The following is a 13,456-nucleotide window of genomic DNA, read 5'->3' on the forward strand; positions in this document are numbered from 1 at the left end:
GCTGATGTCAGATTTGTCACTTGGGATCCAGCCAGACGTAGCTCGCCAGGCGTCCGGTCCGCGACGCCCGCCGGTAGGAGAAGTGGTCCTCGGACTCGAGGGTGCAGACGTGCCGGCCGCTGCGGACCGTCACTCCGCGCAGGGCGAGTTGGGCGGCGACGCCGGCCGGGATGTCGAGGGACGGCGTCCCCCAGCTCGTCTCGGCGAAGGCTTCCGGCGTCCCGGCCGCCACCTCGGCCCGGAGCGCCGCCGGCACCTCGTAGCACCGTCCGCACACGCTCGGCCCGATCATCGCCTCGATACCGGTGGCCCCCAGCTCGCGCATCAGCGCCACGACGGTGTCGGCGACCCCCTTCGCCAGCCCCGGCCGCCCGACGTGCGCGGCGCCGACGACGCCGGCCACGGGGTCGGCGAGGAGGATCGGCGTGCAGTCCGCCGTGAGAACGGCGAGAGCGAGGCCGGGCACCCGGGTCGCCACGGCGTCGACGCTCGGCGCCTCGCCGTCCGCCTGCCGCCCGCTCGCGATGAAGCCTTCGGCGCCGTGGACCTGGTTCATCCAGACCACGTCCGCCGGGTCGATCCCGAGCGCGGCCGCCGCGAGCTTCCGGTTCTCCCGGACCGCGGCCGGGTCGTCCCCGACCGCGCCCCCGAGATTCAGCTCCGCGTAGGGCTCCGCGCTCACCCCGCCCCACCGGTCCGTGAAGGCGGCGTGCACTCCATGTCCCAGGTCAATCCGCTGGCCGATCATGGGATCACCTTATGGCACACGGGGAGGAAACCGAGGGGCGCGGGGAACTGCGCGACAAGCCACCTGAACTGGTGCGTCGCCGAGCGAGCAGGGCCATCCGCACTGGGTGGTCGCTCGCGCCCACGCGGCGGAGCCGCATGGTGTTGCAGCCTCGCGCCCCCCGGGGGGTGCACCTACAGCGACTGCGTCACTTCAGGAAGTCCGGGACGTCCAGCTCCTCCGCCGCCGAGTCGACGTACGGCGGGCGGGGCGGGGCCTGCTGCGGGACCGGGGGGATGGTGGGCTCGGGGGCCGGCGTCGGACGGGGGTTGTCCTCGGCCCGCGGCACGCTGCCGAGGGTGTGGATGCTGCGGCCCGTCGCCGTGGAGCCCGCCGCGGACGAACCCGCGCCTGCCCGCGGGAACTCCGGCGTCGCCGCCGGACGGTCGCTCGACGCGGAGCGGACGATCGGCTCGCGCACGATCGGGGTCGGCTGGCCGCCGTCGAAGCCGGCCGCGATGACGGTGACGCGGACCTCGTCGCCGAGGGCGTCGTCGATGACCGCACCGAAGATGATGTTGGCCTCGGGGTGCGCGGCCTCGCTGACCAGCTGCGCCGACTCGTTGATCTCGAACAGGCCCAGGTCCGAGCCGCCGGAGATGGAGAGCAGGACGCCGCGGGCGCCGTCGATGGACGCCTCCAGCAGCGGTGAGGAGATCGCCATGACCGCCGCCGCCTTCGCGCGGTCCTCGCCGCGCGCCGAACCGATGCCCATGAGCGCGGAACCCGCGCCGCTCATCACGGACTTGACGTCCGCGAAGTCGAGGTTGATCAGGCCGGGGGTGGTGATCAGGTCGGTGATGCCCTGGACACCGGAGAGCAGCACCTGGTCGGCGCTGCGGAACGCGTCCAGCACGCTGACCTGGCGGTCCGAGATGGAGAGCAGGCGGTCGTTGGGGATGACGATGAGGGTGTCGACCTCCTCGCGCAGCTGCGCGATGCCGTCCTCCGCCTGGTTGGCGCGGCGGCGCCCCTCGAAGGTGAACGGGCGGGTGACCACGCCGATCGTCAGCGCGCCGAGCGAGCGGGCGATGTTGGCGACCACGGGCGCGCCGCCGGTGCCGGTGCCGCCGCCCTCGCCTGCGGTCACGAAGACCATGTCGGCCCCCTTGAGGACCTCCTCGATCTCCTCGCGGTGGTCCTCGGCCGCCTTGCGGCCGACCTCGGGGTTGGCTCCGGCGCCAAGGCCGCGGGTGAGCTCACGGCCCACGTCGAGCTTCACGTCGGCGTCGCTCATCAGCAGCGCCTGGGCATCGGTGTTGATCGCGATGAACTCGACGCCCTTGAGCCCGACCTCGATCATCCGGTTGATGGCGTTGACGCCGCCGCCGCCGATACCGACGACCTTGATGACTGCGAGGTAGTTCTGCGGTGCTGCCACGTCGAAGGCCTCTCGCCTCGGATCTGTCTACTCATACCGAAGGGGCGGTGCTTTCGACGCTCCCGACCCGAACCCTAAACATGAGGTTTAGAGTTAATGCTATGTCACTGCTGCATTATCCACTGTCACTAGGACAGTAGGCATCTGGGCATGCCGGTTCAACGGACACGCCGAGCAAGCGGTTTTTTCTTGTGAGCCTATGTGATCTAAGGTCTCCGCGCGTACACGGGGGTCAACAAGCGTCACGGCACAGTAGACGGTCCGTCAAGACCGCAGCGCGGGATCCGTCGGTGCGCTCACGTCGTATCCGTGTGCGGACTGCTTCAGCAGTGCGCCCAACACGACGGCCTTGCGCGGGCTCTGCTCGGGACTGCCCCAATAGACCGTGCCCGAAGGGCCGGTGAGCGTCAGCTCGATGTCGTCGTACGAGTGGACGACGACGAGCGAGGTGCGCCTCGCGACGGCGGGCGGGAGGGACTTGGCCACCTCGACCGCGCCCGCCACCAGAACCGTCTCGGGGAACTGAGCGAGCTCGCCCCTCCCGGCGTCCGAGAGCGCGAGCTGCACGACGGGCACGCCGGGCGGCGGCGTCGACAGCGTCACGAACCGCACGCCCGTCGTGTCCTCCAGCGCGTACCGGCCGTCGGCGCCGCGCACCGCCGCGACCGGCACCCGCTCGGTGACGGTGATCCGGACCGAGTGCGGCCAGGAGGTGGACACGGCGGCGTGGTCGACGCGCGGCAGCGCCTTCTCCACCCGCGCCTCCACCGCGCCGGTGTCCAGTTGCTCCAACGGGCCGCCCAGCGGCACCTGGGCGGCCTGCAGCACCTGAGCCCTGGTCAGCGTCCTGAGCCCGGCCACGGAGACCGTGCGCACGTCGAAGACCGAGGAGAACCAGACCAGCCAGACGCCGGTGCCGAGCAGCGCGGCGACGAGGCCGCACAGCACGACGATCCCCCGGCGGGACAGCCTGAGCCGGGGCCGGGGCGGGCGCTCCCCTTCAGGGCCCGCCTTCGGCTCCTCGACCCCGACGCGAGACCCTGAGTCGGAACTCCGGCTGTGCTCGGGCCGCCCTGCGATCGACGGCACCGTGCGACCCGAGCCAGCACGGCGGAGCCGCAGGGGTGGCAGCCAGCCGGGGTTCCGACTCAGGGTCCTAGCCACGGCGGCGGCCGCTCCGGTGTGCGTCGACCGCCTCGTAGACCATCTGCGCCAGCAGCTGGTCCGCGTCGCGGCGGCCGAACTCGGCCGCGGCGTGGGACATCTGCCACAGGCGCTGCGGGTCGGTGAGCACCGGGAGCACGTTCTGCAGCACCCAGTCCGGGGTGAGCTCGGCGTCGTCGATCAGCAGGCCGCCGCCCGCGCGGACGACCGGCTGCGCGTTCAGGCGCTGCTCGCCGTTGCCGATCGGCAGCGGCACGAAGACGCCCGGCAGGCCGACGGCGGCGAGCTCGGCGACGGTCATCGCGCCGGCCCGGCAGAGCATCAGGTCCGCGGCGGCGTAGGCGAGGTCCATCCGGTCCAGGTACGGCACCGCCCGGTAGGGCGGCATGCCCGGCAGGTCGTTGACGGGCGGCAGCTCGTTCTTCGGGCCGACCGCGTGCAGGATCTGCACGCCGTACTGCTGCAGCCGCGGCGCGACGGCCTGGACCGTCTCGTTCAGGCGCCGCGCGCCCTGGGAGCCGCCGGAGACCAGCAGGGTGGGCAGGTTCTGCTCCAGGCCGAAGTACTGCCGCGCCTGCGGGCGGGCCATGCCGCGGTCCAGGTTGGCGATGGTGTGCCGCAGCGGGATGCCGATGTAGCGGGCCTTCTGGAACTTGCTGTCCGGCGTGGCCACGGCCACGTAGTCGGTGTAGCGGGAGCCGATCTTGTTGGCGACGCCGGGACGGGCGTTCGCCTCGTGGATGACGATCGGCACGCCGCTGCGCTTGGCCGCGAAGTACGCGGACATCGAGACGTAGCCGCCGAAGCCGACGACCACGTCCGCCTTGGTGCGCTCCAGGATGTCCTGGACGGCCTTGACGGTGTTGCGGAGGCGGCCGGGCAGGGTGATCAGGTCGCCGGAGGGCTTGCGCGGCAGGGCGACCTTCGGGATCAGCGCGAGCTCGTAGCCGCGCTCGGGAACCAGCCGCGTCTCCAGCCCCGACTCGGTGCCGAGCGCGGTGATGCCGACCGTGGGGTCGTTGCGCCGCAGCGCGTCAGCCAACGCGAGTGCGGGCTCGATATGACCGGCGGTGCCACCGCCGGCGAGGACCACATGCACCGAAATTCACCGCTCCTTGTGGGGCCGCCGGAGGAACCGGCGCCGAGCCTGCTTGTTTCCCTTGCTCCTGCGCTTGCTCCGCGCGGCGAGCGTCGCCCTCGCCCTCGGCTCGCTGCGCGCGAAGCAGAGCAGCAGGCCGATCGCGAACATGGTCGGCAGCAGCGCGGACCCGCCATAGGAGAACATCGGGAGCGGGACGCCCGCGATGGGCAGAAGTCCCAGCACCGCACCGATGTTGATCATGGCCTGGGCCATGATCCAGGTGGTGGCGCCTCCCGCTGCGTACCTGATGAACGGCTCCTTCGTGCGTACGGCCACGCGGATACCCGCATACCCTAGTGCCGCGAAGAGAACGAGGACCGACACCGTCCCCGCCAGACCCAACTCTTCACCGGTCACGGCGAAGATGAAATCGGTGTGCGGCTCCGGCAGCTGACCCCATTTCTGCACGCTGGCGCCGATCCCGGTCCCGAAGATCCCGCCCGAGGCCAGCGCCCAGATCCCGTGCACGGCCTGGAAGCAGGACCCGTCCGCGCCGACGTGCGTGGCGCCGATGCAGCCGAGGCGCGAGAGCCGGTGCGGCACGGTGATGATGAGGACCGCGCTGGCCAGCAGCGCGAGCAGGGCGCTGGCGCTGAACAGGCGCGTGGGCGCTCCCGCCATCCACAGCAGCCCGAAGAGCAGCGCACAGATGATCATCGCGGTGCCCATGTCGCCGCCGGCGAGGACGAGCGCGAGCAGCAGGAAACCCACCGGGACGAGCGGGATCAGCAGGTGCTTCCACTCACCGAGAGTTTTCATCTGCTGTTTACGGGTGAGCAGATCGGCCGCCCAGAGCACGAGCGCCAGCTTGGCGAACTCGGACGGCTGGATCTGGAAGAAGCCGCCCAGCCGGATCCAGTTGCGGTTGCCGTTCACCTCGACCCCGATGCCCGGGACCATCACCGCCAGCAGCAGCACGACGACGCCGAGCAGCAGCGGGTACGCCAGCGCGCGGTGGGCGCGGACGGGCATCCGCACGCCGAGGTACATCAGGCCGGCGCCGATGACGATGGAGATGAGCTGCTTCTTGAAGTAGTAGTCGAACGGCAGCCCGTCCAGCCGCGCCTGGATCTGGGAGGCGGAGAAGACCATCATCAGGCCCAGCACGAGAATCAGCGCGGAGGACCCGAGAATGAGGTAATACGGCGTCAGCGGTCTTTCGAGGCCCCGCTGAAAGCTCCGCCAGGCACTTCTGACGCCACTGAGCCGACTGTAGGACCGGAAGGTTGCGACGTTCGCTTCCGGCACTTCGGTGGTCCTCTCCCCGGCACGACGACTATCGGCGAACGACCCTACCGGGTCATCCGCCGATCAGCGTGGAGGCACTGCCTACAGCGCGTGCACCGCCGCGGCGAACAGGTCGCCGCGCTCGCCGTAGTTCGTGAACATGTCCATGGACGCGCACGCGGGAGCGAGCAGCACGGTGTCGCCGGACTCGGCGAATCCGGCCGCCGCGTTGACGACCGCCTCCATCGCGGCGGCGCCCACGACGCCGTCCGGGAGCTCGAAGACGGGCACGTGCGGGGCGTGCTCGTCCAGGGCGGCCTTGATCACCGCGCGGTCCGCGCCCATCAGGACGGCGGCGCGCAGGCGCGGGGCGGCCGTGGCGACGAGGTCGCCCATCTCGGCGCCCTTGGCCAGGCCACCGGCGATCCAGACCACCGACTCGTAGGCGGCCAGCGAGGCGGCCGCCGCGTGCGGGTTGGTCGCCTTGGAGTCGTCGACGTAGGCGACGCCGTCCACCTCCGCCACGAAGGCGATGCGGTGGGCGTCGGGCCGGAAGGCGCGCAGGCCGTCGCGGACGGCGCGCGGCTCGACGCCGTAGGCGCGGGCCAGCGCGGCCGCGGCCAGGGCGTCGGCGATGTTGTGCGGGGCGCTGGGCTGGACGTCCTCCACGGAGGCCAGCTCGGCGGCCGCGTGGCGGCGGTCGGTGATGAAGGCCCGGTCCACCAGCAGGTTCTCCACGACGCCCAGCTGGGACAGGGCCGGCGCGCCGAGGGTGAAGCCGACGGCGCGGCAGCCCTCCTCGACCTCGGCCTCGCGGACCAGCTCCTCGGTCGCCGGGTCGGCGACGTTGTAGACGCAGGCGACGACGTTGCCCTCGTAGATCCGGCCCTTGGCGGCTGCGTAGGCCTCCATCGAGCCGTGCCAGTCCAGGTGGTCCGGCGCGATGTTGAGCACGACCGCCGAGTAGGGGCGCACGCTCGGCGCCCAGTGCAACTGGTAGCTGGAGAGCTCCACCGCCAGGACGTCGTACGGCTCCTCGGCCAGCACGGCGTCCAGCACCGAGACGCCGACGTTGCCGACGGCCGCGGTGCGCTTGCCGGCCGCCGTCAGGATCGAGGCGAGCATGCGGACCGTCGTGGTCTTGCCGTTGGTGCCGGTGATGGCGAGCCACGGCGCGGGCTCCCCCGTCTCCGGGTGCGGGCGGCGCAGGCGCCAGGCGAGCTCGACGTCGCCCCAGACGGGGATGTCCAGCTTCTCCGCGGCCTGGAACAGCGGCGCGTAGGGCGGCCAGCCCGGGGCCGTGACGATCAGCTCGGTGTCGTCGGGCAGGGAGTCGCCGTCGCCGAGGCGGACGGTGACGCCGAGATCACGCAGCTCCTCGGCCTGGGCCTGCTGACGTGGGCCGTCACCGCCGTCGACGACGGTGACGACCGCGCCGAGGCTGTGCAGCACCCTGGCCGCGGGGACGCCGGAGACGCCCAGCCCGGCCACCGTGACGTGCAGGTTCTCCCAGTTGATAGCCGTCATACCGTCCGCGACCTCACCGCTGCTCAATTACGCTCGCCTGTTCTCTTACGACGTGACCCAGCCAGCGTAGAAGAGACCGAGGCCGACGGCGACGCACAGTCCCTGAATGATCCAGAATCGGACCACGATGAGCACCTCCGACCAGCCCTTCAACTCGAAGTGGTGCTGGAGTGGTGCCATCTTGAAGACGCGTTTGCCGGTCATCCGGAACGAGCCGACCTGGATGATCACGGACAGGGTGATCAGCACGAACAGGCCGCCGAGGATGGCGAGCAGCATCTCGGTGTGCGAGCAGATCGCCAGACCCGCGAGCGCGCCACCGAGGGCGAGGGACCCGGTGTCACCCATGAAGATCTTGGCGGGCGAGGTGTTCCACCACAGGAAGCCGAAGCAGGCGCCCATCAGCGCGGCCGCGACGACGGCCAGGTCGAGCGGGTCGCGGACCTGGTAGCACTGCGCCCCGGCGGTGGCCGCGGTGGCGCAGTTCTGGCCGTACTCCCAGATGCCGATGAAGACGTAGGCGCCGAAGACCATCACCGAGGCGCCGGTGGCCAGACCGTCCAGGCCGTCGGTCAGGTTCACGCCGTTGGACATGGCCAGGATCATGAACAGCGCCCAGATGGCGAAGAGCACCGGGCCGAGCGACCAGCCGAAGTCGGTCACGAAGGAGAGCTTGGTGGACGCCGGCGTGGTGCCGGCCGGGTCCGGGAAGCGCAGGGCGCCGACCGCGAAGACGATGCCGACGATCAGCTGGCCGGCCATCTTGGCCTTGGCCCGCAGACCGAGCGAACGCTGCTTGACGATCTTGATGTAGTCGTCCAGGAAGCCGACCAGGCCCATCCCCGCGAAGAGGAAGAGCACCAGCAGCCCGGACATGGTGGGCTTGGTCCCCATGATCAGGTGCGTCAGCCCGTAGCCGACCAGCGTCGCCAGGATGAAGGCGATGCCACCCATGGTGGGCGTGCCGCGCTTGCTGTGGTGCGCCTGCGGGCCGTCGTCGCGGATCATCTGGCCGTAGCCGTGACGGGCCAGGATCCGGATCAGGACCGGAGTGCCGACCAGCGAGAAGAACAGGCCGAACGCCGAGGCGAAGAGGATCGCCTTCATCAACGACCAGCCTCCCCGACGGCGCCGCCGACCTGCGCGTCCTGCGCGAGCAGGGCCGCGGCGACCTTCTCCAGGCCCACCGAACGGGACGCCTTCACCAGGACCACGTCCCCAGGCCGAACCTGCTCCCGGAGCAGCTCGACCGCGCTATCCGCGTCGGGCACCAGCACCGATTCCTCACCCCACGAACCTTCGTTTCTCGCGCCCAGCTCCATGCAGGCCGCTTCCCGGCCGCCCACCGCGACCAGGGTCGCGATGTTCAACCGGACCGCGAGCCGGCCCACGGCATCGTGTTCGGCGAGGGACTCCTCGCCGAGTTCCCGCATCTCCCCGAGGACCGCCCAGGTGCGACGGGCCTCCGGGCCTCTCCCGCCGATCGCGGCGAGCGCGCGCAGGGCGGCTCGCATCGAGTCGGGGTTGGCGTTGTACGCGTCATTGATCACGGTGACGCCGTCCGAACGCTCCGTCAGCTCCATCCGCCACTTGGACAGGCTCCCGGCCTCGCTCAGCGCGGCGGCGATCCGCTCGACGCCCAGCCCGCACACGGTCGCGACCGCGGCGGCGGCGAGGGCGTTGCTCACGTGGTGCTCACCGTAGAGCTTCAGGGCCACCGGCGCGGAACCGGTGGGTGTGCTCAAGGTGAACGAGGCACGCTGCAGTTGGTCGAATCGGACATCCTCGGCGCGGACGGTCGCGTCCTCGGCCTCGCCGTAGAAGACGACGCGCGCCTGCGTGCGCGGGACCATGCCGCGCACCAGCGGGTCGTCGCCGTTCAGCACCGCCACGCCGTCGGCGGGCAGCGCCTCCACCAGCTCGCCCTTGGCCTCGGCGATGCCCTCGCGGCTGCCGAACTCGCCCAGGTGCGCCGTGCCGACGTTGATGACCAGGCCGACCTTGGGCCGGGTGATCGCGCACAGCTCGGCGATGTGGCCCTTGCCGCGCGCGCCCATCTCCAGCACCAGGAACTCGGTGTCCTGCCTCGCCTTCAGGGCGGTCAGCGGGAAGCCGATCTCGTTGTTGAACGAGCCCTCGGTGTAGACGCAGCTGCCCTTGGCGCCCAGCACCTGCGCGATGAGGTCCTTGGTGCTGGTCTTGCCGGTCGAGCCGGTGAGCGCGACGACGGTGGTGTCGGTCAGCCGCGCGGTGACGGCGTGGGCCAGCTTGGCCATGGCCTCCAGCACGTCGGCGACGACCACGGCGGGGACGCCGACCGGGCGGCTCGCCAGCACGGCGACGGCGCCTGACTCGGCGACGGCCCGCTGGGCGAAGTCGTGGCCGTCGACCCGCTCGCCGGCCACGGCGACGAACAGCGCACCGGGCGTGACCTGGCGCGAGTCGTGCACCACCGGGCCGGTGACCCGCGCCTGCGGGTCCGGTGCGTCAACGAGCGTCCCTCCGGTGGCCTCGGCCACCTCCGCGAGGGTCAGGGGGATCACGTTGGCTCTACTCCTCGACGTCCATGGGGGTGGACTGGGCAATGAGACTGGACTGCGCTGTCTGAGAAGCGATGGCGTCGCGCAGGACGACGCGGTCGTCGAACGGGCGGGTCTCGCCCTTGGCGTACTGGCCGACCTCGTGTCCCTTGCCGGCCACCAGGATCGAGTCCCCGGCGTGGGCGCGGGCGACGGCGGCGGCGATGGCCCGCGCGCGGTCGGGCTCGACCAGAACGTCGCCGCGGCTCTCCTCCGGCACCTCGACGGCGCCGGCGAACATCGCGGCGAGGATCGCGAGCGGGTCCTCCGAACGCGGGTTGTCGCTGGTCAGAATGGCGGTATCGGCGTAGCGGGCGGCGATGGCGCCCATCGGGCCGCGCTTGAACGGGTCGCGGTCGCCGCCGCAGCCGATGACGACCAGGACCTGGCCCTTGGTCACCTCGCGCAGCGAGCGCAGCGCGCCCTCGAGCGCGTCCGGTTTGTGCGCGTAGTCGACCACGGCGAGGAACGGCTGTCCGGCGTCGACCTGCTCCATCCGGCCCGGCACGCCCGGCACCGCGGCGACGCCGGCGACGGCCGCGTCGAGCGGCAGCCCGGCGGTGACAGCGGCGGCGATGGCGGCGAGCGCGTTGGCGACGTTGAACGGGCCGGGCAGCGGCGAGGACGCGTCGGCGGCCTGGCCGTCCGGGCCCACCACGCGGAAGTGCGAGTCGGCGTGGCCGAGGTGCACCTGCTCGGCGCGCCAGTCGGCGGCCGGGTCGCCCGAGGCGGAGTAGGTGAGGACGGGGATCTCGGACTCGGCGGCCAGGCGACGGCCGTAGTGGTCGTCGAGGTTGACCACGCCGACCCGGGCCCGGCGGCGGGTGAACAGCTGCGCCTTGGCCCGGAAGTAGTCGTCCATGTCCGGGTGGAAGTCAAGGTGCTCGGGCGTCAGGTTGTTGAACACCGCGACGTCGTAGACGACGCCGTCGACCCGGCCGAAGACCAGCGCGTGGCTGGAGACCTCCATGGCGACCGCGTCCGCGCCCGCCTCGCGCATCATCGCGAGGACCGCGTGCAGGTCGGTGGCCTCGGGCGTGGTCCGCTCGCTCTTGATCCGCATCTCGCCCACGCGCATCTCGACGGTGCCGAGCAGGCCGGGGGTGCGGCCGGCGCCGCGCAGCGCGCCCTCGATCAGGTAGGCGGTGGTGGTCTTGCCGCTGGTGCCGGTGACGCCGATGGAGAGCAGTTGCTCGGCGGCGCGGCCGTAGATCGCGGCGGCCAGCTCGCCGACGCGGGCCCTCGGCTGGGCGACGACCAGCAGCGGGACCCCGGCGTCGGCGGCGCGCTCGGCGCCCTCGGCGTCCGTCAGCAGGGCCACCGCTCCGTTCGCGACGGCCTGGTCGGCGAAGTCCGCGCCGTGCGCGTTGGCGCCGGGCAGCGCGGCGTAGAGGTCGCCGGGCAGGACCGCTCGGGAGTCGTGGGTGATGCCCGTCACGCGCGTGTCGTCACTCGCCGGAGCACCCAGACCGAGCTGCTCGGCGACCTGCGCGAGGGCGACGCCGTCGGTGGTCCTGGGGCGGAGCGAGGGCTGATCACGATGGGGCACGGCGGTGAGGTTACCCGTACCGGTGCTCTCGGAGCCAAGTGGGGAGTTGATTGCCATGTGCATGCCGCCATCCGTGCTGGTCATGTGAGGGTATCGCCATCCTTTTCCGCCGTCTGCCACCCCGCCGTGACCCATGTCACCAGTTGACAGGCAGGTTCGCGGGGGCCGCGCCGGTCGGCGGGACGTCGAGTGTCTTCAGCGCGAACTCCATCACCTGCTTGAAGACCGGCCCGCACAGCTCGCCGCCGAAGTGCGCGCCCACCGGCTTCTGGATCACACAGGAGACGGTGAGCCGCGGCTTGTCCGCGGGCGCGAAACCGATGAAGGACGCCGTGTAACCGCTGTAACCGGACCCGGTGGCCCTGTTCGCGGTACCGGTCTTGCCGGCCACCAGATAGCCGGGGATCTGCGCCATGGTGCCGGTGCCCTGCTCGCTGCCGACGACGGACTGCAGCATCTCGGCCAGTTGCTGCGCCACGCCCGTGCTCACCACGCGCGTGGTGGCCGGCGCGGGCGTCGCGGTGTACCGGCCGTCCGGTCCGGTGATCCCCTCCACCAGCGTCGGCGCGACCCGGACGCCGCCGTTGGCGATGGTCGAGTAGACCGAGGTGGTCTGCAGCGCGTTGACGGCCAGACCCTGACCGAAGGGGATCGTGTACTGCTGTGAGCCGTTCCACTGCTGCGGCGGCGGCAGGATGCCCTGCGTCTCCCCGGGGAAGTCCAGCCCCGAGGGCCGGCCGATGCCGAACTTGGACAAGTAGTCGTAGAGCACCTGGTCGGCCTGGCTCTGGGTCGAGCCCAGGTGCTCCGCCGCCAGGATCGTGCCGATGTTGGACGACTGCGCCAGCACGCCGTTCAGCGTCAGCTGCTCGGTGCCGTGGGCGACGTCGTCGTGGAACACCCGGTCCGCGCGCGGCAGCGCGCCCGGCACGGTGACGTGCGTCTCGGGGGTGGCCACGTTCTGCTGGAGCACCGCGGCCATCGTCATCAGCTTGCTGACCGAGCCGGGCTCGTAGGCGTCGCTGAGGGCGGTGTTGCCGATCGCGGCCGGGCTCGCGTGCGCGAGGTCGTTCGGGTCGAAGCCGGGAGCGGTCGCCATGGCCAGGATCCGGCCGTCGGTGACGTCCTGGACGATGACGTAGCCGCCGAGGGCCTGGCTCTTGGACACCTGGTCGGAGATGGCCTTCTGGGCCTCCCACTGGATGTCCCGGTTCAGCGTCAGCCGCAGGCTCGAGCCGGGCACGGGCTCGGTCTCGTGCTGGCCGCCCGCCGTGGGCACCTCGCGGCCGTTCGCCTGCGCGTACACCTGCTTGCCGTCCACGCCGCGCAGCAGCTTCTCGTACTGCTGCTCCAGCCCGCCGGAGCCGATGCCGTCGGCGTTGACGAACCCCAGCACGTTGGCGGCCAGGCCGCCGTCCGGGTAGACGCGCTTGTCGTGCCGGGCGTGGAAGATCGCGGCGAGCGGGTTGGCGCAGGCCTCGTCGACGCGTCCCTCGTCCCCGGCCTTGAGCGCCAGCGTGTTCTCGACCAGGCAGTGGCCTGAACCGGCCTTGTACGCGAGCGCGTTGCTGAGCGTGTTGATCTGGTTCCAGGTCTGCGGGGTCTGCTGCTTGGCGATGAGACGGTACATGTCCGTCTTCGGGTTCTTCGCTGTCAGCGCCTGCTGGAGCGTCTTCTGGTCCTGCCCCAGGATCGGCGCGAGCAGCGCGGCGGCCTGCGCGGGCCCGTCGGTGACGTGCAGCTGCTGGGGCGTGAGCATGGTCGGGTCGGCGGTGACGTCGTACGCGGTGACGGTGGTGGCGAGCACGGCGCCGTCGGCGTCGGTGATCGTGCCGCGCTGCGCCGCGAGCGGCGTCGTCACGTACCGGTTGGCGCTGGCCTCCTCGGCGAGCGCGGTGGAGTCCAGGAACTGGAGCTGCACCAGCCGGCCGGCGAACAGGGCGAACACCACCGCGAGGGCCACCCACATCCCGCGCAGCCGCTTCCGGGGCTCACCGAGCCGCAGCCTTGTCCCGCCGGGCCCCGGCCTCCTCGGCGCGGGCGGGCGGGGCCGCGCGGGCGCCTTGCCGCGCACCGGCGCCTCCGACCGGGAGGCCACGGC

The 13,456-nt window shown here is 71.7% G+C and carries 10 protein-coding genes; all 10 read right to left on the reverse strand.

Features of this window, described 5'->3' with window-relative positions:
- Positions 1-16: 16 nt before the first annotated feature.
- The 10 genes from pgeF to TR48_RS15165 all read right to left on the reverse strand — a co-directional run bounded on the left by pgeF (position 17) and on the right by TR48_RS15165 (position 13,453).
- Positions 17-748, reverse strand: coding sequence for a peptidoglycan editing factor PgeF (gene pgeF / locus TR48_RS15120; protein WP_042367126.1), 732 nt, complete (start codon positions 746-748; stop codon positions 17-19).
- A gap of 187 nt (positions 749-935) precedes the next feature.
- Positions 936-2,168, reverse strand: coding sequence for a cell division protein FtsZ (gene ftsZ, locus TR48_RS15125; RefSeq protein ID WP_042367128.1), 1,233 nt, complete (start codon positions 2,166-2,168; stop codon positions 936-938).
- Positions 2,169-2,432: 264 nt separating this feature from the next.
- A complete protein-coding gene (locus TR48_RS15130) occupies positions 2,433-3,116 on the reverse strand; it encodes a cell division protein FtsQ/DivIB (protein ID WP_052442686.1) in 684 nt (227 codons plus the stop codon).
- Positions 3,117-3,324: 208 nt separating this feature from the next.
- Entirely contained in the window at positions 3,325-4,431 is a 1,107-nt protein-coding gene (gene murG, locus TR48_RS15135; protein WP_042367130.1) for an undecaprenyldiphospho-muramoylpentapeptide beta-N-acetylglucosaminyltransferase, read from the reverse strand.
- Between the two features lie 6 nt (positions 4,432-4,437).
- Positions 4,438-5,721 (reverse strand): putative lipid II flippase FtsW, encoded by a 1,284-nt coding sequence (ftsW, locus tag TR48_RS15140; protein WP_084729427.1) that lies wholly within the window; start codon positions 5,719-5,721, stop codon positions 4,438-4,440.
- Positions 5,722-5,802: 81 nt separating this feature from the next.
- Entirely contained in the window at positions 5,803-7,227 is a 1,425-nt protein-coding gene (gene murD, locus TR48_RS15145; protein ID WP_042367132.1) for a UDP-N-acetylmuramoyl-L-alanine--D-glutamate ligase, read from the reverse strand.
- 45 nt (positions 7,228-7,272) lie between these two features.
- Complete coding sequence (gene mraY / locus TR48_RS15150; protein ID WP_042367134.1) at positions 7,273-8,334, reverse strand: phospho-N-acetylmuramoyl-pentapeptide-transferase; 1,062 nt, start codon at positions 8,332-8,334, stop codon at positions 7,273-7,275.
- The gene (locus tag TR48_RS15155) at positions 8,334-9,770 is read right to left on the reverse strand and encodes a UDP-N-acetylmuramoyl-tripeptide--D-alanyl-D-alanine ligase (RefSeq protein WP_042367136.1); all 1,437 of its coding nucleotides are present in this window, start codon (positions 9,768-9,770) and stop codon (positions 8,334-8,336) included. The genes mraY and TR48_RS15155 overlap by 1 nt, the downstream gene beginning before the upstream one ends.
- 7 nt (positions 9,771-9,777) lie before the next feature.
- A complete protein-coding gene (locus TR48_RS15160; RefSeq protein WP_042367138.1) occupies positions 9,778-11,439 on the reverse strand; it encodes a UDP-N-acetylmuramoyl-L-alanyl-D-glutamate--2,6-diaminopimelate ligase in 1,662 nt (553 codons plus the stop codon).
- A gap of 52 nt (positions 11,440-11,491) precedes the next feature.
- The gene (locus tag TR48_RS15165) at positions 11,492-13,453 is read right to left on the reverse strand and encodes a peptidoglycan D,D-transpeptidase FtsI family protein (protein ID WP_084729429.1); all 1,962 of its coding nucleotides are present in this window, start codon (positions 13,451-13,453) and stop codon (positions 11,492-11,494) included.
- Between the last annotated feature and the right edge of the window lie 3 nt (positions 13,454-13,456).

This window comes from Streptacidiphilus neutrinimicus (assembly GCF_000787815.1).
GTDB classification, from domain to species: Bacteria; Actinomycetota; Actinomycetes; order Streptomycetales; family Streptomycetaceae; genus Streptacidiphilus; species Streptacidiphilus neutrinimicus.